At 48.6% G+C, this 22,473-nt stretch carries 24 protein-coding genes; 15 read left to right on the top strand and 9 right to left on the bottom strand.

Annotated elements, in window-relative coordinates:
• Positions 1–115: 115 nt before the first annotated feature.
• Positions 116–778 (bottom strand): ParA family protein, encoded by a 663-nt coding sequence (locus tag L3N51_RS10505; protein ID WP_238027169.1) that lies wholly within the window; start codon positions 776–778, stop codon positions 116–118.
• A 134-nt stretch (positions 779–912) separates the two neighbouring features.
• Between L3N51_RS10505 and L3N51_RS10500 the strand changes: the two genes are divergently transcribed.
• On the top strand, positions 913–1,401 hold the full coding sequence (locus L3N51_RS10500; RefSeq protein ID WP_238027168.1) for a hypothetical protein: 489 nt from the start codon (positions 913–915) through the stop codon (positions 1,399–1,401).
• Here L3N51_RS10500 and L3N51_RS10495 read toward each other — a convergent pair.
• Together L3N51_RS10495 and L3N51_RS10490 are read right to left on the bottom strand one after the other, a co-directional pair.
• Positions 1,351–2,370: a (Fe-S)-binding protein gene (locus L3N51_RS10495; RefSeq protein ID WP_238027167.1), complete on the bottom strand. Its 1,020-nt coding sequence runs from the start codon at positions 2,368–2,370 to the stop codon at positions 1,351–1,353. The genes L3N51_RS10500 and L3N51_RS10495 overlap by 51 nt on opposite strands.
• Positions 2,361–3,743 (bottom strand): FAD-binding oxidoreductase, encoded by a 1,383-nt coding sequence (locus L3N51_RS10490; RefSeq protein ID WP_238027166.1) that lies wholly within the window; start codon positions 3,741–3,743, stop codon positions 2,361–2,363. The genes L3N51_RS10495 and L3N51_RS10490 overlap by 10 nt, the downstream gene beginning before the upstream one ends.
• 35 nt (positions 3,744–3,778) lie before the next feature.
• On the opposite strand from L3N51_RS10490, the gene L3N51_RS10485 reads away from it, so the two are divergent.
• Together L3N51_RS10485 and L3N51_RS10480 are read left to right on the top strand one after the other, a co-directional pair.
• The gene (locus L3N51_RS10485) at positions 3,779–4,786 is read left to right on the top strand and encodes an FAD-binding oxidoreductase (RefSeq protein ID WP_238027165.1); all 1,008 of its coding nucleotides are present in this window, start codon (positions 3,779–3,781) and stop codon (positions 4,784–4,786) included.
• A gap of 100 nt (positions 4,787–4,886) precedes the next feature.
• Positions 4,887–5,819, top strand: a complete 933-nt coding sequence (locus L3N51_RS10480; protein ID WP_238027164.1) for an AbrB/MazE/SpoVT family DNA-binding domain-containing protein — start codon at positions 4,887–4,889, stop codon at positions 5,817–5,819.
• Here L3N51_RS10480 and L3N51_RS10475 read toward each other — a convergent pair.
• Entirely contained in the window at positions 5,786–6,064 is a 279-nt protein-coding gene (locus L3N51_RS10475) for a hypothetical protein (RefSeq protein ID WP_238027163.1), read from the bottom strand. The two genes, L3N51_RS10480 and L3N51_RS10475, sit on opposite strands and share 34 nt — an antisense overlap.
• A 198-nt stretch (positions 6,065–6,262) precedes the next feature.
• Between L3N51_RS10475 and L3N51_RS10470 the strand changes: the two genes are divergently transcribed.
• Entirely contained in the window at positions 6,263–7,117 is an 855-nt protein-coding gene (locus L3N51_RS10470; RefSeq protein WP_255776287.1) for a sulfite exporter TauE/SafE family protein, read from the top strand.
• Positions 7,118–7,501 carry a DUF1634 domain-containing protein gene (locus tag L3N51_RS10465; RefSeq protein ID WP_238027162.1) on the top strand — a complete coding sequence of 128 codons (384 nt, stop codon included), beginning with the start codon at positions 7,118–7,120 and terminating at the stop codon, positions 7,499–7,501. It begins immediately after the preceding gene.
• Here the strand turns inward: L3N51_RS10465 and queC are convergent.
• Both queC and L3N51_RS10455 read right to left on the bottom strand, forming a co-directional pair.
• Positions 7,475–8,884 (bottom strand): 7-cyano-7-deazaguanine synthase QueC, encoded by a 1,410-nt coding sequence (gene queC, locus L3N51_RS10460; RefSeq protein WP_238027171.1) that lies wholly within the window; start codon positions 8,882–8,884, stop codon positions 7,475–7,477. The two genes, L3N51_RS10465 and queC, sit on opposite strands and share 27 nt — an antisense overlap.
• 118 nt (positions 8,885–9,002) lie before the next feature.
• Complete coding sequence (locus L3N51_RS10455; protein WP_238027161.1) at positions 9,003–11,225, bottom strand: DEAD/DEAH box helicase; 2,223 nt, start codon at positions 11,223–11,225, stop codon at positions 9,003–9,005.
• A 33-nt stretch (positions 11,226–11,258) separates the two neighbouring features.
• On the opposite strand from L3N51_RS10455, the gene L3N51_RS10450 reads away from it, so the two are divergent.
• Complete coding sequence (locus tag L3N51_RS10450) at positions 11,259–11,465, top strand: hypothetical protein (RefSeq protein ID WP_238027160.1); 207 nt, start codon at positions 11,259–11,261, stop codon at positions 11,463–11,465.
• Between the two features lie 69 nt (positions 11,466–11,534).
• On the top strand, positions 11,535–13,376 hold the full coding sequence (locus L3N51_RS10445) for a 4Fe-4S dicluster domain-containing protein (RefSeq protein WP_238027159.1): 1,842 nt from the start codon (positions 11,535–11,537) through the stop codon (positions 13,374–13,376).
• Here the strand turns inward: L3N51_RS10445 and L3N51_RS10440 are convergent.
• A complete protein-coding gene (locus L3N51_RS10440; RefSeq protein WP_238027158.1) occupies positions 13,365–13,907 on the bottom strand; it encodes a MogA/MoaB family molybdenum cofactor biosynthesis protein in 543 nt (180 codons plus the stop codon). The genes L3N51_RS10445 and L3N51_RS10440 overlap by 12 nt on opposite strands.
• Before the next feature lie 40 nt (positions 13,908–13,947).
• Between L3N51_RS10440 and L3N51_RS10435 the strand changes: the two genes are divergently transcribed.
• Complete coding sequence (locus L3N51_RS10435; protein WP_238027157.1) at positions 13,948–14,601, top strand: hypothetical protein; 654 nt, start codon at positions 13,948–13,950, stop codon at positions 14,599–14,601.
• Here L3N51_RS10435 and L3N51_RS10430 read toward each other — a convergent pair.
• Complete coding sequence (locus tag L3N51_RS10430) at positions 14,486–15,310, bottom strand: hypothetical protein (protein WP_255776285.1); 825 nt, start codon at positions 15,308–15,310, stop codon at positions 14,486–14,488. The two genes, L3N51_RS10435 and L3N51_RS10430, sit on opposite strands and share 116 nt — an antisense overlap.
• Before the next feature lie 34 nt (positions 15,311–15,344).
• Between L3N51_RS10430 and L3N51_RS10425 the strand changes: the two genes are divergently transcribed.
• From L3N51_RS10425 to purT, 7 genes are all read left to right on the top strand, one after another.
• Positions 15,345–16,325 carry an FAD-binding oxidoreductase gene (locus tag L3N51_RS10425; protein WP_238027156.1) on the top strand — a complete coding sequence of 327 codons (981 nt, stop codon included), beginning with the start codon at positions 15,345–15,347 and terminating at the stop codon, positions 16,323–16,325.
• A 583-nt stretch (positions 16,326–16,908) separates the two neighbouring features.
• Positions 16,909–17,682: a DUF929 domain-containing protein gene (locus tag L3N51_RS10420; RefSeq protein ID WP_238027155.1), complete on the top strand. Its 774-nt coding sequence runs from the start codon at positions 16,909–16,911 to the stop codon at positions 17,680–17,682.
• Positions 17,683–17,837: 155 nt separating this feature from the next.
• Entirely contained in the window at positions 17,838–18,251 is a 414-nt protein-coding gene (locus L3N51_RS10415; protein ID WP_238027154.1) for a DUF3211 domain-containing protein, read from the top strand.
• Positions 18,252–18,325: 74 nt separating this feature from the next.
• Entirely contained in the window at positions 18,326–18,973 is a 648-nt protein-coding gene (locus tag L3N51_RS10410; protein WP_238027153.1) for a phosphatidate cytidylyltransferase, read from the top strand.
• 98 nt (positions 18,974–19,071) lie between these two features.
• On the top strand, positions 19,072–19,539 hold the full coding sequence (locus L3N51_RS10405) for a hypothetical protein (protein WP_238027152.1): 468 nt from the start codon (positions 19,072–19,074) through the stop codon (positions 19,537–19,539).
• Between the two features lie 22 nt (positions 19,540–19,561).
• Positions 19,562–20,164 carry a hypothetical protein gene (locus L3N51_RS10400; RefSeq protein ID WP_238027151.1) on the top strand — a complete coding sequence of 201 codons (603 nt, stop codon included), beginning with the start codon at positions 19,562–19,564 and terminating at the stop codon, positions 20,162–20,164.
• Positions 20,165–20,220: 56 nt separating this feature from the next.
• Positions 20,221–21,408, top strand: coding sequence for a formate-dependent phosphoribosylglycinamide formyltransferase (gene purT, locus L3N51_RS10395; protein WP_238027150.1), 1,188 nt, complete (start codon positions 20,221–20,223; stop codon positions 21,406–21,408).
• On the opposite strand, the gene L3N51_RS10390 is transcribed toward purT, so the two are convergent.
• On the bottom strand, positions 21,409–22,455 hold the full coding sequence (locus L3N51_RS10390; protein WP_238027149.1) for an acetoin utilization protein AcuC: 1,047 nt from the start codon (positions 22,453–22,455) through the stop codon (positions 21,409–21,411).
• Positions 22,456–22,473: the final 18 nt, after the last annotated feature.

Raw genomic sequence — 22,473 nt, 5'->3', positions numbered from 1 at the left:
TACCCTCTGTCCTCCACTCTCTCCTCCCTGAACTCTACTCTCTACCCTCTGTCCTCCACTCTCTCCTCCCTGAACTCCTTCAGTCTTTTTCTTTCTCTTCAGTAAAAAGTCTAACTCACTCACTCAAGGCCACCTTTCCTAGCTCCTCGTATAACTTCGCTATCTTGGGTCTCTTCAACTTCACCTCCTCATATCTGGATGCTGGAACGCCGAGTCTAGAGGATTCAGAGAAGAGTTTCGAGGGAGGTATGTACACCTGCACAAATTTCACCGCCTTGAGTTCTACGTCCAAAGGTTTCTTGGACATGCTGGCAAAGGCTATTGCGCTCTTCTCCAGACTCTGTAGTCTAGAGTCCAGATTTCTAACCGCCTCTATGGCCAGGGGTTGGGGCGTAACCGGGGATATAACTCTGTCCGCAGCTATCATGGATGCCACGGCCAGGGTTCCCAGGTTGGGCGGCGTATCTATTACAAGAATATCAAAACCTTCAGCAATGGACTTGATAGACTTAACCACTTCCTCAACCTCTCCTCCAAGCTCCAGCTTCAGGAGACCAAGATGCGCTGGAAAAACCTCGATGTTAAATATATTGACGCTCTTTCCGCCCAGGGGAAACTCCTTCTTGTCCCTCCTTATGCCAAAGGAGAAAGAGGTGCCTCCCTCAGGGTCCATATCCAGAAGGCCCACGTTTCTGCTCTTGGACAGTGTGTATGCCAGGTTCACGGCAGTGGTTGTTTTTCCTACTCCTCCCTTTTGATTGATAACTGTCACAATCATGTCTAGACTATTCCCTGAATACTCTATATAAGGGACCCAGGGCAGTAATACGACCTGGATTTAATTAGTTAAAATAATTAAAATAACTTAAACTATCGTAATGTATATATATTAGATGTTTAAAGTGTATAAACATGATCCAACTGGACAGGGATTTTGTAAGGGCCTACCTTGAGGCCCAGTGGTTCTCCAGGTTTGTAATGGGCAGGGATCTGGAGGCCGACGAGATAGCTGGAATGTATCTGGCGGAGAGGTTTCCCTATCCCGTGGCCGGGAAGAACTTGGGGGCAGGCTTCCTTAGGCTGGGACTTGAGGCCGTGAAATGGTTCCATCCCTCAGGTTCAATTTCCAGACCTGAGGCCAAGCTTTACGTTATACCTAGACCGGGTAAAAGACAGATATGCGTTGATTGTGACTGGGGCATCTCCGTGAGAGTTTCGGAGAACGGAAAGGATCTGCAGGACATTGCTGAGGTCAGGGATTGTCCCAGAGTATATGTTAAACCAGACCTGACGGATGAGTTAATTCAGGTGATAGAGGAGAATGGATTTAACCTGAAGGAGGAGAGTAACCTAGCTAGGGTTGAGGTCCTCAATTCCCTCCAGTATGTCGGCCAGGTGTAGGGGCCTGAATCCCTTGAATGCGAGCGCAAGGGAGCAGGCGGGGTTGGTGGAGAGTACAAGTTTTTGACCAGACCTCTTCACCTTCTCGGCCTTTACATCCATAACCCTGTCAGCAATTTCAGGATGGTAAATGAAATATCCTCCTCCCGCTCCGCATTCAAACGAAGGTTCGTCCATCTCCACAACGTTTATTCCAAGCCTTTCCACAACCTTCCTTGTACTCTTGGTTATCCCCATCAGGTTGGCGTGACAAGGATCGTGAATGGTGATTGTAAGTTTCCTTTTCTCGTCTCTAAGTTCGGAAAGGGCAAACTCGGAGAAGTCTTCAACATTCAATCCCATTTCCCTCATGTGGGCACTGCAGTTGGAGGACAGGGAGACCACCCTTCTCCCCTTGAATCTCTCTCTCAGCTGTTGAATGAGAGCGTTACTCCTAACCTTGTCTCCCTCACTGTAGTGGGATAACCCGCAACAGCCGTTCAAAATCTCGACCCTGTATCCCCTGGACTTTATGAAGAGAAGAGCATTGTTCACTGTTCTCCTGAACGCCACTGACATGAGACATCCTGGGAAGAGAATTATCTCTGGGCTCTCCTCTCTATACTCTAGAGGCGCCTCCATTCTGGGAATTAGCTCATGTATTCTCCTCACAACTGGGGAGTTCAATCCCTCGCTTGACTTGAAGAACCTGTATGCGAGTTGCGGTCTCTCCATCACCACGTTAAGTGCCTTCTTCACCGGACTTTCCTCCCTTACGTTGTGTATCAGCTTGCCGTACTCCACACCGCTGGGACAGGCAAGCTCACATCTCCTGCAGAACATGCAGGTCTCTATCCCCTCACTGGATATTCCCAGCCTCACTGAGGTTATCCTTCCCCTTGGTGAGTGGATCTCTGATCTTGTCACAACGTAGGTGGGACAGGCCTCTAGGCAGAAACCGCAGTGCACACATGCATCCTCTAATCCCATTCCCACATCCACCTCGTAACTTCATCCCTTGGCCTGCATCCTCCCAGGAGCTTGCAGGGATTTAGAAGATTACCAGGGTCAAACACGCTTTTTATCCTTCTCAGAACCTGAAGTTCCTCCTTGTTGTAGTACATGTCCATGTACTTCAATTTCTCAATTCCTATACCATGTTCACCAGAGGGCACTCCACCCATCCTTAGGGCAAATTTCATGATCTCAGCACTGGTTTCGAGCGCAAGTTTCAAGCTCTCCGCCTTATCTGGGAAATACGGTATGAGTGGATGAAGGTTGCCATCACCGGCATGAAATACGTTAGCTATGAGCACACCCTTTCTCCTTCCTATCTCTGCTACCCCGGCCAGCACATCTGGTAAAGCCTCTCTGGGAACGTTACAATCCAGGGTAAGGTATGCGGGGGCCACCACTCCCATGGCCGGGAAAGCTCCCTTTCTGGCATTCCATAGCTTAGTTCCTCCGTCGTCCGGGTATATCCTCTCTCCATTGTCTTCCTTGATCACTCGGCTAACCAGGTTCTCCTGCTCACTTACTGCCTCCTCGCTTCCATCAAGTTCTATGAGAAGGAGGGCCTCAACGTCAGGAGCGTTGGCTCTGTACCTGCTCCTTTCCACGACCCTTATTGTGTTCCTGTCCATCATCTCTAGGGCTGAGGGTATGACCCCAGTTCTAAATATGTCCACCACTGCTCTTCCAGCGTCCCTAACGCTGTCGAATGTGGCGAAGATGCTCTTCCTAGTAGCAGGCTTGGGAAATAGCCTGAGCCTTGCCCTCAAAATTCCTCCCAATGTACCCTCAGCGCCCACAAATATGGGCAGTGAAGAGAGGAAGGGACCGTATTCTACGTCCTCGACCTGTCCTCCCGCCAGGATTACCCTCACTGACACCACGCTGTTCACAGTGGGGCCGTATTTCACCACGTGAACTCCTCCGGAGTCATGAGATATGTTTCCCCCTATGGAGGAAACCATGTAGCTGGACGGATCGGGGGCGTAAAAGAGGTGTGGAGGGGCATTTTTGGTGACCATAGCGTTTGCTATCCCGGGTCCCACTTCAATTTCCAGCCCAGACTGTGAGTATACCCTGTTCAGTCTGGCCATTCCCACCACAACTTCCCCACCGAGGGGTACAGTGGCTCCGCTCAGGCTCGTACCCGTTCCCCTCATCACAAACTTCACTTGTCTCTCGAGAAGCAACCTCACTACTCTTATTGCCTCCTCCTCATTTCCCGGCAATACCACCATGGAGGGATCTCCCTCCACCGCGGTGAACCCGTCATAGGAGTACAGTCTCGTCTCCTTTCCTGTTATTACCCATTTCTCTCCCACGATGGAGGCCAGCTCATCGTGTATGTTCATCACCTTAAATAGTCTCATATACCTAATAAACCGTAATGTGGGTTGACGATCTGGAAAAGATCGCTCCCTTGAGGATTGGGGAAGATTCTAGAGTCGTGATTGTGGAACCTGGTACAGAAGAGGAGTTTAGAGACGTGGTAAACCTCGTGAGGGAGAGGGGGCTGAAGGCCCACGTGATGGGAACGGGGAGGAATCACGTAGGGGAGAGGGTTAGCGCGGACGTGTATATTTCCACCCATAGATATACTGGAGTCCTGGAAAGCTCCATAGGGGACCTTTACGCTACAGTTAGGTCTGGGACTCCTTTCAGTGAGCTGTTGGAGGTGTTGAGGAGGGAAGGGTTGTGGATTCCCTTTTTCCATCAGGGAAGTGTTGGGGGTTTCGCCTCTCTCAATATACCCTTCCACTTTAGTTTATTTCACGGCTATCCAAGGGATTGGCTTCTGGGTGCCAAGGTTTTGACGGGTTTGGGAGAGGTAATCAGGACCGGGAGCAGAACCCCTAAGTTCTCCTCCGGGTACAAGGTGTGGAAGGCCATGAGTGGAGCACTGGGAAGGCTTGGCCTATATCTGGACGTGATTATAAGGGCAATACCTCTGCCTGAGGAAATATTTCCAGCTGAGATCAAACTTGCTCAGATAAATGACGCAATCCTGCGCGGTGCCGTTGGAGTTACCATCTACAGGAGTGAGAGCGAGAGGGTGATAGCGTGGTTTATGGGACACTCGGGCTACGTGAGAAAGGTCACCTCGGATTATAGAAGCGCCGATGTGCCAGAGTGTTCAGGGGAAAGGATCTACTCCGTGGTCTCAACGAGAGGGCTTGAAAGGGAATCCGTTAGTGATGTAAGGGCAGAGTGCGTCATCTCCTTTTACGGATCCGGATACTCTAGACTCTATAACCCAGAGGACGTGGATAAAATAAGGGCAGTTGGGCTCAAGATCATTGGAGAGAAGGGATGCCAGGCTGAGTGCCTACCTCAACCTCCCCAATCATTTCTCGTTCTGAAGTCCGCTCTGGACCCTCAGGGAGTCTTTATTTAGGAGAAACGTTCTTCCGGTCCACTGTATATACATCTAACACCATATATACTCTTTACATTTAATGCATAATCTTTTATACAAATATCCATGTGTATAAATGATGAATGTAAGGAGATTACAGAAAATCAAGGGAGGAAGTTACATCATATCACTTCCCAGCGATTGGGTAAGGAAAATGAAACTTGATGTCAAGAGCGGACTAAAGGTCTATGAGGTGTACGATGGTCTAAAGATAAGACCTCCAGTTAAGCCCAATCTTGAAAAGGTAATTCAGTTGGGAGACCTTGAAACAGCCAAGTATCTCATCATGACCTATTATATGCAGGGACTTGACAGGATAGTGGTGAAGTCTAACTCGGTAATACCCCTGGAGGTGAAGAAGGAGTTAAGGGAATTACAGTTGCAGTGTTACGGGCTTGAGGTCGAATCGGAGTCCTTTGATAGCATAGCGTTCAGGGTGAACGTGAACCTAAGCAGTAACCTGATAGAGTCCATGAGACAATTCATTACCAAGATAGGGAATATCCTGGATGACGTGGAACTTCTCTTGGGGAATTTCACGGATGAGATGAGGGAGGATCTCCTGGCTAGGATCTCCATACTGAACAAGGACTACAGACTGCTGATAAGGATGATTGCGGTCGGAGTTCAGAGGGATGATGAGATTAATTTCCAGCTGTATCCAAAGGACATAATACTGTTTGCCATAGCCATGAGAGATCTTGGAAGGTTCATTACGCATCTTATGTTCTTCTTGAGGGAGATCAGGAGAGATGAGCTGGGAAAGATAATTGGCAACTTTCAGACTTTGAAGGAGATATTCATGCTGGCAGTGAACATGTTCCTCACGGAGGACCTATCCCCCATGGGGAAGATTAGGGAGGGCTTCAGAAACCTGGAGAAAAGTGCCCCTAAGAATGAGGCAGGAAAGGAACTGGTCAGAATGGGCTCCTACTGTATAGCCATGATGGATAACGCCGTAAACAAGAGCGTAAGGCTTTACGACTTTTCCAGTTTCTCCTCAAGCTCTTGAGTTATGTCTTCTCCAAGGCTCTGCTTTAACCTTTCAAGGCCCTCACTTCCCAAGAGAAGGATGGTCAGGTTAAACTCATCCCCATACTTGTAAACCTCATCCAGTACTAGGTCAACTATCTTGGACTTTTCCTTGCAACCCATCTCCCTTATCCCGACCAGTGTATACTGGTCCTCAAGCCTGAACGCTCTAGCCTCTCCTACCAATTCCCTGAGCTTAAGGAATCCAGCAGTTATTCCATCCATATTAAAAATTGCGAAAGAAAGGTATTAAACATATCTTAGAATCGACTTAATTTGAAGACCTGATCACATGAGTGTGCAACTCTATCAGATGTTCGTTGAAAGGTTTTAGTTCATCTTCTCAAGGTTTAAATTCCAATCATAATGCAGGGATAGGTGGTTGGTTTTAAAAATGACGAATAGCGATGAATCCCGATTATTATGAGTGTCATACTGACTTTTTTATCAATTCTTATTTTCAGCATATTAGCGGGTTTTCTCGGCTCACTAACAGGTCTAGGAGGAGGGACAGTGCTGGTGCCAATTCTGACGCTTTACTTGGGAATCCCTATCATTTACGCAACCGGTTCCAGTCTGATCTCCACCATTGCAACATCCAGCGGTTCCGCGTCCGCATACGTTAAGGAAAGGATTACAAGCGTCAGGATAGGAATCTCGCTGGAGATTGCCACAACCGCAGGGTCAATCGTGGGCTCCCTCACGGTGGCTTACATTTATTCGCTTCATCTTCAATACATAGTTTATATAATATTTGGAATTGTTCTCCTTTTCTCAATATATCCCACACTCAAGAAGATGAAGGGAGAGTTCCCCACGCCAAAACCACCAGATTGGACCACGAGGCTACTCAACCTGTATGGGGAATACTTTGACCCTGCAAATAACACCACCGTGAAGTACTGGGGGGTAAGGTGGTGGTTGGGTCTAATCGTGATGTTCTTCGCTGGTTTCATCTCAGGTTTGCTGGGAATCGGCTCTGGCGCACTCAAGGTGATAGGAATGGATTACGCCATGAACCTCCCCATGAAGGTCACGACAACGACAAGTAACTTCATGATAGGAGTTACAGCCGCTACAGGTAGCGGTATATACTGGGCCTTGGGATACATTCAACCGTTTCTCGCTGCCCCCACAGCCATAGGTGTTCTCATAGGTTCGCTGGTAGGAACAAGGGTCCTAGTGAGGCTAAAGAACAAGAGGATCAGGGCGGTATTCCTGGTGATTCTGGCATTTCTAGGAATTCAAATGATCCTAAGGGGACTGGGGGTGTTTTGAATGGAGATAGAGGATGTTATAAGTTACGCGCTGATAGCAGGAGTGGTAATAAGTATTGCGTTTGTGGTTACGGGGGTAGCTCTGATTTTCATTCATGGAGGTGCTCAGGGACTTTCACTGGAACAGATAGGGAGCGTTCATTCCTTGGTCAATACCTCTACCACAACTCCACAGAAGGTGATACAGGGAATCCCCAAGCTTGACGGTCTCTCCTTCATTTACATGGGGCTGATAATTCTAATTGCTACTCCGGTCATTAGGGTGGCCCTCCTGATAGGAGACTTTGCTAAAAACAAGGATATACTGTACACAATACTGTCTCTGGTTGTACTAATCAACATAATGATTGCGATATTCCTAGTGCCTGCCCTGATCATCAAGTGATTCGTATTCCACTGGGTCTTTAACCCCATTTATCTCGAAAGCCATTCTTCTCATGTAACAGGGACCGCATTTTCCACAATGCTTCTCTCCGCCCTCGTAACAGCTCCAGGTCAGATGAAGCGGCGCACCTATCTCCAGTCCCAGTTTCACGATTTCATGTTTCACCAGGTTTCCTACAGGCATGAGTACGTCAACCCTCTTCTCTGGACCCACGGCGTAGGGGGAAAGTTTCTGGAACATCCTCACGAATTCCATTTCGTTATCGGGGTAGGCCCCTGCCTCCTCAAGGTTTATTCCGGACACGATCGCGTCATAACCCTTCGCCTCAGCTATGGCCATGGCAACAGTGAAGAAAATGGCGTTCCTGGCAGGGACCCACTCATGGGCGAACTCCGCCCCCTCCTCTCCCTTCCTATCCTTAACAATTTCCCCACCACCCTTGAGGAGAGTTGCGTTTCCAATCAAGGAGAAAAGGTCGGTGTTTATCTCCATCAGATCAGCGTTGAGGTAGGAAGCTATCTTCCTGACTGCCTCCCTCTCCCTTTCCTCAGCCTTATGATGGTAGTTGAAGTGCAGAAGAGTGACCTGATAACCTTCCCTGATCATCTTGGTTGCGGCAACAGTGGAGTCTAGACCCCCGCTAGCTATGACCAGTGCCCTTTTCTTTGGCTGAGGGTGAAGCGAGAGTGCCCGGAATTCCTTGCTGGAGGTAACCTCAACCACAGAGTAGGGTTCAAGTTTCCTAACGTTCACCTCGTCAAAGGGCTTTACGTCGAAGTAATCGTCGAGGGAGGTGAAGAATACAGCGTTCAATTTGATGTCGTAGGCCATGTATAAGGGCTTGAAGTTCTGTGCCAGGAATATTCTGTCTGGTCTGTACCTGTCCGCAATCACCAGGGCATAACTCCCCCTCAATTCCTTCAGTATTCCCTTGAGGGATTCCAGTTTTCCATCCCATACCCTATCGAGGAGAGGAGGAATGACGGCACTGTCAATTGCGGTAAGCCTCTTTATCTCGTACTTTTTCTCTAGTTCCTTGTCATTTGCAATTATCCCGTTGTGAGTTACTATGAATCTCTCCCCCAGAAAGGGTTGAATGTCCTTCTCCGTCTTGTACCTCACAAACTCGGTGGTGGGCTCCGCCCTGTTGTTCGCCACCACCACCCTTGTCGTCTCAGTAATTATTCCGTCCAGTTTCTCAGGGTGTTTAGATGGGCTTCCCAGCGACTTGACTGATCTAATCCTTCCATCCGCTTCAATAGTTATTACCCCAAAGCTATCCCTTCCCCTGTCCTCCGCCTTGATAAGGATGTTCTTTAACTTCTGATTCACTTCCGCATACTTGCTAGGATCCATCAAGAGAACTCCTGTTACACTGCACACTATTGATCTCATGTGAGTTGGACCCTCACCATTTAACTTTAACTTAAACGTGAACACTCAAGCTAACTGGAGGAACTCAGGAATTTTCTAGGTTCTCCATAACTCGCGTTAATACCTTTTACCTCACGCTTTCACCGTCGGGCGGGCTATAATCAGTGCCCTCACCGTTCATCACAGTCTGGATCAGTCTCATTGACTTCTTTCTGGAGAGGACCTTGTTGTTGTTTCCGCAGTATGGGTCAAAGATGCACTTGGGACACCCGTCCTCGCAGTCGCATCCCTTCACTATGTCCAGCGCAATGTCGTATGCCGACTCCAGACGCTGATAGAGAAGACGTGACACCCCGTTACCTCCTATTGTCGAGTCGTAAATTACCACATGTCCGGAGGGATAGCTTATTCCTGACAGGTCAGTGATGGAACCTCCCGCAACCACCCTCCCGGCTGCTATAAGAACGTGTTCAGTAGCGTGATAGGCCTCCATTGAGGAAAGGAGATCCCAGTCCTCCAGGATGGGGTGCTTTATTATGAGACCCTTGGTGTTATAGGTGAACTCTATGGGCTCCTCGTACTCCACTTCGGCTCTGGGCTTCTCCCTTTTTGAGTAGTAGTCATACACTACGTAACCCACTACCGAGACAGTGACCTTGATTTCGCCGTACTTCACTGGAAGACCAAGAACCTTTTTGCTCTCTACCTCCCTGAACTCTTTCATATCAACCTTGTAAAGGGGTTTAGTGTAATAGTCCTGGTCATCTGTCATCTTTTCAACCCTTGCCTCTAGACTCTTCAAGTCTAGACTCTTCACACGATAGCTCCTCTTGGAGACCAAGTAGGTGGCGCCCGGATATAGGTCAAAGAGGGCTGCAGGTAACTCCCTCTCTCCAATCTTTTTCTGCTCAATTACGTCCACGATGGGACCTGCACTTCTTAGGGAGCTTGACCTGACGAAGCTCGCAGTTCTGGGGGTAGAGTAATAGGTACCTCCCCTCTCCGTGATTATGCCCTCCTTCACCAGTTCGTCAAGGGCCTTCACCCACAGGGATGGGAGCTCATTTCTCCTAACCCCGTACTTCTCGAGTACATAGGCCGAAGCGTGGACCTTCAATACCTCCAAGTTGGTATTATCAAAGGTTATGGGAGTGAGCTTCCTGTTGAAGAACTCGTGAGGTTTTCTGAGGAAATAGGAATCAATGGGGTTATCCCCCATAATAGTGAAGACTAGGCCAAGCCTGTTTCTTCTTCCCGCCCTTCCCGCTCTCTGTAGATACTTGGGGTAACTGGGCGGGTTTTCACTCATGATCACCGCGTCTAGGCTACCAATATCAATTCCAAGTTCCAGGGTGGGGGTAGCCACCACTCCCTGAAGATCTCCCTCCCTTAATTTCTCCTCCACCTCAACCCTTTCACTCGCGAGAATGCCGGCCCTGTGGACTGCTAGGTTTGCCCCAAATCTTTCGGCCATTTTGGCCAGCCTCTCGGCCATCTGCTGAGAGTCCACGAACACGAGTATCCTTAACCCTTCCTTCACCATGAGACCTGCCAGATAGGCCGAGATTGTCCATCTGCTGATCCCATTTGAGGCAACCAGTGCGTGAATGGCCATTCCACGTCTTCTTGGAACTCCCCGGATCACCTTTCCCTCAACCCCAAAGAGCTCGTTGAGGAGTAGGGGTGTTGCCTCCACAGTTCCGCTTGCACCAATCACGTGGATCTCCCCGTTAAGCTCCCTGATCCTATCCAGGATTCGTCGAAGGTGAGATCCTAGGACGCCGTCATAAACATGCATCTCATCCACCACGTAATGATCTGCGCTCCTGATCAGGGACCTGAATCGTGGAGAAAGGGAAAGTCCCAGGTGGATCATGTCTGGGTTGGTGATGAGGATCTCTGGCGGATTCTCGTAAATCTCCTCCCTTACCTTTTGGGGAGTATCACCATCCAGAACCTCTATCCTCACCTCAGAGAGGTCCTTGGTAAGCCACTTCATTCTGACCAGCTGATCCCTGGCAAGCGCCTTTGTGGGGTATATCAGGACGGATCTTTCTCCCTTCAATGCCAGCTGTAATAGGGGAATAAAGAAGGCCTCGGTTTTACCCGTCCCCGTGCCGGATATTATGGCAAGATTTTCACGGTTGAGTATTGCCTCCATGGCCTCCCATTGATATCTGTAAAATCTCTCTATCCCCGCTTCTCTCAAATTTCTCACAATTCTGGGATCCAGCGAACTCTCAGTAACTGGGGGCCCCATTTCTGGATCCAAGGCCGTCTCGGTGTAAACGTGAGCTACACTTGCACCCATGAGCTTTAGCGACTCAGAAACTTTCTCCAGAATTTCCATGCACTTTATAAATTGATACCCACAGCTAAAAGCATGTCAGAAATAGTGAGCAATGAGAGGGACCTGTCCTCACTACTCGAGAGAGAAAAGGGAAAACCAAGGATAACCGTCGTGGTCGACAGGACGCTCATCACCACATGCATTCCTGTGATAAAGAAATATAGCTACGCCTTAATCGACGCAGAGGACCTCCCTAACGGCTTCTTTAAGTTAACCCTTGAATTTAGAAATGGACGCTAGGTTTTTCCTATACATTATTTCAATTCTCTTTAGGTAGGTTATTTAACTTTCAGGTGATAAGTTGGACTTGTGCCAGGCATTATCTTCTCTGCCGTGTCCAGGACAAGGAGGACTGACCCACCTAAGCAGGTAATAAAGGTTACAGGTATCCAGGATCTAATGAGGGGTGGGACGCCCAGATATGAGTACTTTAGAGGGGAGCAAGGTGACACCATCCTTGACCTCACGGATCAGAGGGGAATTGAGGACCTGGGTGACAGGATGAGGGTCCTACCTGGAACTCCCTGGGCTGATCTCCTCAAGTACAACCTCGAGGTTTTCGGACTGGAGGATACTGCAGTGGGTGGATCGGTGCACTTTGAGGACGGAGGCTTTGGTTTCAACGAGTTCGGACCCATAAGGAAAAGGGTTGAGGTGGAGGGAGTAATCAATGGGCAAGAATATCGCGGTCCCTTTAGGGGCGGGGTCGTATCGGCAGTTATCATCAGAAAGGACCAGAGACCCCTTTCGTACATGAAGCTGGATAGGAGCTTTGATTTCGTACTTAACAGGGTAAAGTACTGGTTTAGCACTGGAATTCCTCCATTTCGAGATATCACCATCTGGAAGAAGGGAAATTCGGCCTCCCTTCTAGTAGCGTTTCCTCTGTCTAGGCAGGAGCTTTTGAAGGACAAGCTGGAGGATATGTCTCCCACTAGGCCCTACTCCTTCTCCATGGGCAACTACAGGTTCAGGTACTTTGGATCCGTGAAAACCATGGATCTCGATTCCCCCATGTTTTCCGAGGCGGAGGAGCTTATACTCTTCGTCAGGAAGGATATAACCAAGTTTGTGGCCCTCTCCAATAAACCGCTTAACCTATCCCTGACTCTTGATCCCTTCTCAGACACCAGCTCGCAGGACCTTTTCTCCGGTTGCATACTATGTGGTAAATGTGTGAACGTTTGCCCACATGCTAGCCAGAGGGGAGATAAGGACTACTCCCCCATGGGCTTCTTCGTTTCTGGGATGCAAAAGGAGTACGCCAACTGTCACCTTTGCGGTAAGTGCGACGAGGTCTGTCCAGCTTCCCTAAATATTGTATCAAAATTGAGAGAAAAGGCAACCTTTAGAAAGATTTCACTCGATATTTCCCTTTCCTTACCAAGCAGGAAGTCGCTCGTAATAACTCCCATTTCCAGGGAGCTAGTGGAGAACGCGATAAAAATAATTGGTTTCTTCTATAGACAGGGAATCAAGCTGGGCATAATTACCCTAAATGTATCTCTAGACGAGCTAATTAGGGGTAGCGAGCTCAACGTTCCTGAAGGAGTAGAGGAACTCTACGTGCTGACCCCAGAGGAGCGACTCTATTTACTCTCATCTAAGCCCAAGACTGTAACAGACGTCTACTTTCTCTTCGACGTATTACCCAGCGGTGTCAGGTCCAAAATTCTAAGTAAGAGGGTTCACAAAACATGCATGTATAAGGGAACTATGAACGGAGACGAGAAATGTAGCTTTGCCTTTCTTGAGATGTTGAATGGAGAACCTTCCACCAGATCCGAGGTATCCTCTCAAGTTACACTATGTCCCTTAGCCTCTAAGAAACTTGGCATACCGAGCTACATAGATGAGCTAGAGGAGGTAAAGGTAGAGGATGCAGACAAACTGGTTGAAGAGATTTCTGGCCTCCTCACCAAGAATAAGGCAATCCTCGAGGACTTGACATGGTATGACGGCCTGGACGATAGTATAAGGGCAGAATTCATCAGAGGACTTTTGCGTAATTACATATCTGGAAAGGATCCAGCAACTACCATAAAAATGTACGTGAAGTTACTACAGGAAAACGCGTTAGAAGACAACGAGATAAAGTCAATCCTGGTGGAAGAAATAAAGAAAGCTATAAGTGCAGATTCACTGGGTTGACCTAGCTAAGAAGGCTAGATGAGGGGCCTCGGGGAGTATTAGTTTCTCCATCCCCAGTTTCACCGCGTCTGGCGATCCCGGGAGCATGTATATTATTTTCCCCCTGAGGATTCCAGCACTGGCCTTTGTGAGGTAAGATGCAGGTCCAACCTTGGGATCGGAAAGGCTCAGCGTCCTAAACACATCTCCAAAGCCCTCAACTTCCCTATCCAAGATCCCCCTGACGCTTTCCACTGTAACGTCTGAAGGCGTGTATCCTGTACCTCCAGTGGAAACTATAACATCAACTCCCTCAGTCAGAACAGCATCTATGACCGCCTTAAGGATCCTAACCTTGTCGTCCGGGACAAGTGAGTAACCCTTCAGTTCATGTCCGTGGGAAATGATGAGCTCCTTTATTCTGTCGCCCGACTCGTCCACAACAGGTTCCTTTCTGGACATCTTCTGATACCTCGAGGTGCTCACGGTGATCACGTAAAAACCGAGTTTTTTGGGGGCCATCTCCCTATGGCTCTCATGAGCGTGGGTCATTGGAATCAAGTTAAATACCCATTAACTCCATAAAAGGATTATGAACAAGGTAGCCACGATATTGCTTGGGATTGCACATTCAGTGTCAGGACTACTGGCCTTGCTGAGCATACCGTTCTCGGTGCTGGGTGGCCTTTCCCTCGGTAAGGTCTCATCAATTGTGGGTCTCTTCCTAGCAGTATATTTCATAACTGGAATAGCGATGGTGTATGAAACGTATGTAACTGTGAGTGAGGCAAGTTCCCTTTACTCCTCAACACTTGAGAAGTTCAGGTCCTATGTGGAGTCCCATCCCGTGAACTCTCCCGTTTATCTGTATGGCTATCAGAACTTGAGAGTTCTGACTCCTCCCAAGGATAGTCAGGTGAAGATGTTCTTGGTTCTATTGCTATTCTCGGTGATCAATCAAATACCCTTCCTCAACGTGATACCCCTTACTTACTACATTGGAAGAGAGTACAACAGGATAAGAAACCTCATGTTGCTTCAGAACCAGTTGGGATTGGGTGGGAAATATGTTCCGGATCAGGTGGGTATGGAGATACTCACCATAATAACCAATGGTTTTACCTTTGGGTTCATGGTAAACAGGTTAAATTCCCTTTCCCAGGCCCTAGTATTTTCACCTCCTCCGCAAGATCAAGGTCTAAATCCAGGAAGTCCCTTCTATGGAGGAGGAGCCCCCTCACCTTAAGGATGGACCCCTCAGGTATTTCTGTGAACCTCGTTCTGAAGCTGGTCAGGACCATACCCTCGGAAGTCAGGTACTTCACTGGCAGGGAGAAGGGCTTCAGTGCCCTCTCCACCACAACGGTACCGTTGAATTTTTCCGAGTATCTTACTTCTCCAAAATCCTCACACTCAACGATCTTGAAGGTGTAGGGATAACCCCTGAATTTTCCCTCCAGAATTCTGTGTAACTTCAGATCTAGGAAGTCCCTAGAGTCGAGGACCTCAACCTCCACGGGGTTAATCTCGTTAAGAGGAGAAGTTATTCCTCTCCTTCTTAACTCAGCCAGTACCTCATAGTTTCTCAGGTTGGTGCTCAACAGGTCTAAATCGCCTCCATTTCCAAGATAGAGGAAACTGCCTGTGATACCAACGTCATGAAAGTGATCCATGAACTCCTGCAGATGCGGATCGGCCACTTTCCTCGTGAAAGGGTTCAGAATCTGGCTATCCTTCAGGGGCACCAGGGGAACCTCGAATCCTATCTCGGCAACGTACTTCAGGTAATGGGGAAAATGCCCTCTCACCACCTCCATTCCCTCCCTCAGCGTCTTTATCTTCCTTCCCTTGAAGTACCTGGGCGTCGCCACGGCGTAACCATCGGGATGGTGACACCCCTTTACTGACCAGATAACACCTCCGTGTTCAAGCATGAAGCCCTCGAATACTTCCATAATCTTATATCTCACAGGAGTTTCAAAAACTTCGTTGAAGTTCGTCATAGTTGGAAGGGGAATCCTTGGAAGTTCGCTTTATCACATGTTGAGGAAACTGGGCCACGACGTGGTGGTAGTGGAGTCAGGGGAGAGAAGGGTCTTTCCCAGTCTCATTCATTCACTTCTCCTCAAGGATAAGGACATTGAGCTGGCGAGGATGAGCCTAGATTTCTATAGAGAGTTCTCAGTTCCCATGAGGGAGTTCGTCTCCATAACCCTTGGGAAGATTGGCAAGGATATATTAAACTCTTGGGAGAGGGCAGGAGTAGAGATCGGGGAGACGTACGTGGATTGGCTCAAGAGTAATGGAATTGTTGCTAGAGGAGGGGATAGGCTGGTTTACGTATCCAAGTTAATATCTTCGGTTCCCTTCGTGAGGGGGAAGGCCAAGGTGGATCTACTCCAGGAGAAGGTTTACCTTGATGGGAAAGAGCTTCACGCCGATAGGTATCTGGTGGTCGCTGGGCCCTGGAATCCGTGTCTTCTCAAGGTGAAATCTAAGAGTTACTATTGTTGGGCAACGCTAGTCGCCAGCAGGATGAGGGAACTGGGTAATCATTTCGTCTACGACTACGAGAAGGGGTTCTACTCCAGACCCCTCCTGGGACTTGGAACTGGAATAGCCATAGTGGGAGACGGAAGGGTCATAGAGTCTCCCCCTGGAAGAAGGATTCCGGTGCAGGAGGACGAAGTTCTGGATAGGGCAAGGGAGAGACTGGGTCCCCTAGTTCCGCTCTATACTGCCGGGGAATTCTGTGAAGGAACCCCGGACATGAGACCAGCCTATGGTCCAATCACTGATAGAGTCCTCTATGCAGGTGGTTTAGACGGATACGGGGCAGAGGTGGGACCAGGGCTGGCCAAGCTACTAGTGGACTTTATCGTGAGCGGGGAGAAGGTCCAGGAGTACTTCCTAGATAGGTTTTCCCATGTAACAAACTTCACCATTGGGAGGGAGCCACACGAGATATGAGAGTTAAAGGAAGGGGATATCAATCTGGTGAAGGCCCACCAGTTTTCCCCAGATTATGAAAATGTGATTGTAAGCTGGGACTTGGAGGACCTCATTGAGAGAGATGGCACGAAAATAAGGATAATTCCACTGTGGAAGTTCCTCCTCAAATTAGAGATACGAGAGAGATCCTAGGTTTATCTCTTTGGAGGTTAAGGAGGCGGAAGACTCCATCGTGAGGTGGGGATGGATAGCCCGAAGAAAAATGATAACATACGTAAATATACTGTGGCCTGCTAAACCCCATCGTGTGGTCACGTGGGATGACCACCCAGGGATGGAACCGAAGTCAAGCTTGAGGATACCAATGCCTCCGTAACCCTCCCGCACGGGGGCGTCAAGGATGGGTTCCATTCGACGCTGTGGGTGAGAGGGGATCGAGCGTGGTCAATGAACCAAGAAGCCCCATCGTGAGGGTGGGGCAGTTCACACCTTGTAATTCCTCCTGACCCATAGACTAACTGGAGTTCAACTACTGTCGTTAGATAATTCCTCGTTTAATTTTTGAAAACACATTTATAATGGTTAAAAAAGCCGATATTTCGTGAACAGGTCCAGAGCGATAGCCATAGCTGTTGTAATAGTGGTTGTAGTTGGTTTTCTTTCCCTTTACATTTCAAAGATATATGTAACCAACGCTCAGTCTATTCCTCCGGGCCAGTTCGTAAAGGTCAGCAATCAGGATCTGGCACCAAAGGGGAAAATTATAATCGTTGAGCAGTCCTGGATAGGTTGCCCAGTTGGCGCTGCTGCCTCTTGGTCAATCTATGACGCCCTAAAGAATTACGGAAACTTCAGTTATCAGTTACATTACTCTGATCCCCTTCACAGTCCGGCTAGCATACCCGGTCTCATCTTTACCCAGTTCAATTCAACCTCAGTTGTCCAATTCTACGTGGCTTACGTATATAACGAGTACCTGAATGCCTCATATAACGGTACCCCAATTCCACAGGGTCAACTGGTTCATGCAGGAGAGCAAATCTTGGAGCATGAGTATTCTGAAATGGGATTATCTCCCCAGGTCGCTCAACTTGTAATAAAGTACGAGACCCAGGTTCCGGTGATCAGCTACGGGAAACCATCAGCTCTTTATGTTAATCCGCCCCACCTGAATTTCGCCATACTGATCTCAGGACCTGGAGGGACATATATTGTGACCACGCCCATTGTTAATCCCAACATCCTTTCAGGTTACAGTCCGCAATACGTTTTAACTCACATTGACCAGTTTCCCCAGTTAATTCAAGGAGCCCAACTCATTCAAAATGCCACCCTAGGGGCCGCAGGCCCACTTGCCTCTCAGTGCCCCACCTGACTTTTGAAAAATTTCCATTTTTACCCCTCTAGTACTATTTATGAATATACAGTCAATCTAATAGTTTTCATTCTTATAACTCTATTCCTTGATTTTAAACCCAAATAAACGAAAAGTTTAAAGAGTATAAATCTTATAATAATTATGCTGACCTTATGATAGTACTTTCCAAGAACGCGTCAACTGATCATTCCACCGAGGCCATTAGGTTAATTATGTCGGACCCCCAGTTCGTGATACCTAGGCTCTTCCCAACAGTCAGGAGGCTCGAAGTCTCAGGAAAGTCGTTCTCTGCCATGGCGAAGTACATGTTTTTTGATCACGAAGTGAAGGGAAATGTGTTCGTATCCACCAGCGAGATCGTATATCCGTTCACGTTATCCCATGGTGACAACCTTGGTACAGGGAGGTTGATTATCTCATTAAGACAGGGCGAGCTTTCGATTAAGCTGGAGTATGAGGGCTGGATGGAACGCTTCTCCAAGGGTCTATTGCAGGGATGGCTAGACAAATTCATGGATGGGTTAGAGGAGGACCTGAGATTGGAAAGAATTAAGAGAAAATTGTAAAAAGGGTTAATAATTTGCAAAAGACTCACGTGAATAGCCAAATCTTTTAATCTCTGATGCGAGTGTAGTGTCGGATGCTAATAACACTCAATGACGTGATAATAGGGGTCATCTATGTTGTCTGGGTAGGACTTGTGACCCTGAAGCTTTCGAAATTGGTCGCAAAGAAAACGAATACGTACGTGGCAAGAAAGTTCATACACATGGCTGGGGGAGGAGTGGTCGCCATCACCTCTCCCTTCCTTCTATCCTCCCCGCTTGTGGTGATAGTCGCCTCCTACCTAATGATGAGTTATCTGCTAATCAGGAGATTGAGACAACCTATGTCTTGGTTCCAGGAGTCTGACAATATGGGGGAGGTATTCTTCTCCTTCTCCTTTGGTACCATTCTGCTGATAATGTGGGTCCTAGAGCCCAACTTCTGGCAACTGGGAAACAGGTACCTCTATGTAGCGCTGTTACCCCTGATCTTCATGTCCTTTGGGGATGGGGTTACAGGGATAGTGAGGAACTACGTTTACGGGAGAAGGTTTAAGGGGTTCTGGGGATCGGTGGGAATGCTGGTGTTGACAGCACCTCTTGGATATGTCCTCCTGTCTGTTCCCGGACTGTTGTCTGCGGTTATTGCGACCGCGGTGGAAATCCTGCCCCTCCTGGACGATAATCTCAGCGTGTCCTTCCTGTCCTTCGCGTTCCTACTGGCCGCAGTGAAGTTAGGTTAAACGTGGTATCAGGAATGGGAAACGTTCCTCATCGGTCAGTAAACCGTCACGTCATCACTGTTTAACTTTATTGGGCTGAAGAGTTAAAACGGTTTCCAATGATATCATGGCTTCTCGGGTCCAAGCTCCCTGAATGGGAGTACTTGAGGGACCTGTTTCAGGACGTGGAGAACGCAGCGGTTTACGCTTCGCAGGAGGATGTCGTGGAGCTGGTGAAGATGTCTGATATAGATCCATTGCACTCTCAGGTAACGGTGTTGATACATCCAAAAAACATTGAAATCATGAAGGTGGGCTATCTCAAGCTCAGGAACTATGTGGCGTTTCCCGTGATGAGGTTGGAAGATTTGAGGGCAATGGTCTCCATGAAGGGGTGGAGAGCCATTGAGTACTATGACTCCTGGGAATTTCAGGGAGGATGGATACTTTACGACTGCGTTGGATGTGAGGAGGAACAGAGGAAGCAACTAAAGATAGATTTCAGAGACCGAGGGGCCGTGGAGACGCATATAAGGATCTGGAAGATGTTCCGCGTCAAGGAACACACTCACGGAAAATCACTTTAGATAAGGATGGACCATTTATTGTGTGCAGATTTTCCGCTATTCCCTGATTAATGGGGAACTTTATCCTGACGAAAAGGGAGAGGTGCTGGTTTTCGTTGACGGCTCCTTGGTCTCAGTCCTCTCAGGTGATAGAAGGGTTGAGAATCCGGTATTTCACCTCTCTAGGGAGGAGGCCTCCCTGGTGCAACAGGTGAAGAAGCTCTCCCAACTCACGGGAGTTGATGTGGATCTCCTTCCCGTGCTGGCCTATCCTGGAAAGGCCAGGCTCATCTCCCTGAACAGGGTCATGGGCTATATTTTCGAGGAGTTCGTGTACAGGACCCTATCTCACCAGTTTAAGGTGGAGAGACACGTAAAGACCTTCGAGTCGCTATTCAGGCTCACGGGCGAGAGATATCACAACATCCCGGATATGCTGGTCGAGGGAAGAATTCCCGTAGAGGCCAAGATATCCTTCTATAACTACGATCAGCTACAGGAGTACTCCACCAGATTTCCCACAGGTGCCCTGGTATTACCCTACTCCTCCAGCTGTAGGGTGCCCAGGGGATGGAGATACTTCACCAATTTCCTCGTGGATCAGAAACCTCTACTGAACTGGCTTCATTCTCTTTTACTTGTTTAAGTAAATTTTCTTCAATCATTCCGAAACATTTTTATGTTGGCTAAGTAATAGCCCGCATGGAACTCGGAACCCCATTGGTGGGAAATGGAAAGAAGATTCTGCTTCTGGGAAGCGGAGAGCTGGGAAAGGAGATGGTAATAGAGGCACAAAGGATGGGAATAGAGACTGTGGCCGTGGACAGATATGATATGGCACCTGCAATGCACGTTGCCCACAGAAAGTACGTTGTGGACATGCTCAACGGCAACGCAATTAGGACAATAGTAAAGAGGGAGAATCCAGATGCAGTGATAGCGGAGATAGAGGCAATAGATACCGATGCCCTACTGGACCTAGAAGATCAGGGTATGAGGGTAATACCGAATGCCAATGCCGTTAAAACGTGCATGAACAGGATGCAGTTGAGGAAGCTGGCAGCGGAGAAGGTTGGCGTGCCCACAACTAGGTATGCCTTTGCCAGCGACGAGGAGGAGGCCAGAAGGGCATGTAAGGAGGTTGGATTCCCCTGCCTCCTGAAACCCGAGATGAGCTCCAGCGGTCACGGACACGTACTGGTGAAATCTGAGGATGAGGTGGAGAAGGGGTTTAGGGAGTCGGTATCCCACGCCAGAGGTAAGAGCAGAACCGTGATAGTTGAGGAATACGTCAAAGTGGACACGGAGCTCACAGTTCTTACTTACCGTCACATGAACAACGGCTCCATAGAGACTAGGACGCTGGAACCCATAGAGCATCAGAGGCCCAGTTACTACTACGTGGAATCCTGGCAACCATCCACTGTCAGCCAAGAGGTGATTGCTAGATCGAGGGAATATGCCACCAGGGTGGTTAACGAGCTGGGAGGGCTTGGGATATTCGGAGTGGAGATAATTGTCACGGGGAACAGGGTACTTTTCAGCGAGGTATCGCCGAGGCCTCACGACACGGGGCTAGTTACCTTGGCAAGTCAGGACATAAGTGAGTTCCAGATTCACGTCAGGGCGGCGCTTGGTCTACCCATACCACAGGTGAGGGTTCTGACACCAGCAGCATCTCACGTGATCCTTGCCCAGTACGAAACCTGGGCCCCATCCTATCTAAACGTGGAAAAGGCGCTCTCCATCCCGGGAGTGCAGGTGAGGCTGTTCGGTAAGCCCTCCACTTATGATAAGAGGAGAATGGGCGTAGTCCTTGCTAACGGCAATGACGTAAACGAGGCAAGAGAGAAGGCTAGGAAAGCCTCTTCCCTGATTCTAGTCAAGTGATCAAATCCCGTGTACCTTTTTTACCTTCTCCACAACCTCTTTGACCCTCTCCATTATATACGAACTTGAGGACGTGAAACAGCAGTCGTGTAGAGATTCAACCTCCTGTTCACCTATCCCCGCCAGTTCAGCCACTGAGATTGTCCACACTCTAGCCGTGGCGTCATAATTGTAGCCTCCCCCTCCAAGTAGGAGGATTTTCCCCGTCCCCTTGTGCGCGAAGTCATGTATTCTCTTAATGAGTGCCAGGTAGCCTCTGGTACTTAACTTAAGCTCCACAAGTGGATCGTCAAAGTGCGAGTCTCCCCCTTCCTGAACAATTATGGCCTCTGGTTGAAATCTATCTAGAAGGGGAATAACCACATTATCGAAGGCGTAAAGATAAGCGTCATCTGCAGTCCCAGGTGGCAGGGGGACGTTAACTGTGTAGCCCTTTCCCTCACCGGTACCAATTTCGTTGATCTCTCCGGTTCCAGGGAAAAACCCCCTATGATACATGTGAAGGGATATCTTCAATACGTTAGGATCATCGTAAAGCAATGCCTGAGTTCCATCGCCGTGATGTCCGTCCACGTCAACAATGGCTATCCTCTTAAAGAACTTCTCCCCCTCCTTGGCAGCTATGGCTACATCGTTAAATACGCAGAACCCTGAGGCCGAGCCCCACTGGGCATGATGCAGGCCTCCCCCAACGTTAACCGCGTGGTCATATCCCTGTGCCAGCAATCTAATCCCCGTGACGCTCCCCATGACTCTCCTCAGGGCGCTCTCAAAGACTCCCTTAAACGCGGGAGTATCACCGTAATCAAGTAGTCCTTCCCCATCCCGACTCTTCACCTTCACGAAATCCACGTAATCCTTAGAGTGCACGGTCAGAAGAATGTTCTCGTCATCAGGATCTGGTTTCCTCATTTCCACGTGGTGAAAGAACCCCCTCTCTTCCATGTACCTTTTGGCCCTGCTCTCCCTCAAGGACTTAAAGGGGTGCTCCCCCGGAAAGGAGTAATCGAGGTAAGCGTCATCCCAAACGAAAACAGTCCTGTGCATCCTAGTAGCTTTTATAAT

Source organism: Metallosphaera javensis (ex Hofmann et al. 2022), assembly GCF_022064045.1.
GTDB lineage: Archaea > Thermoproteota > Thermoprotei_A > Sulfolobales > Sulfolobaceae > Metallosphaera > Metallosphaera javensis.
Note: the sequence above shows the minus strand (reverse complement) of the source record. Positions and strands in the feature narration are given on the sequence as shown.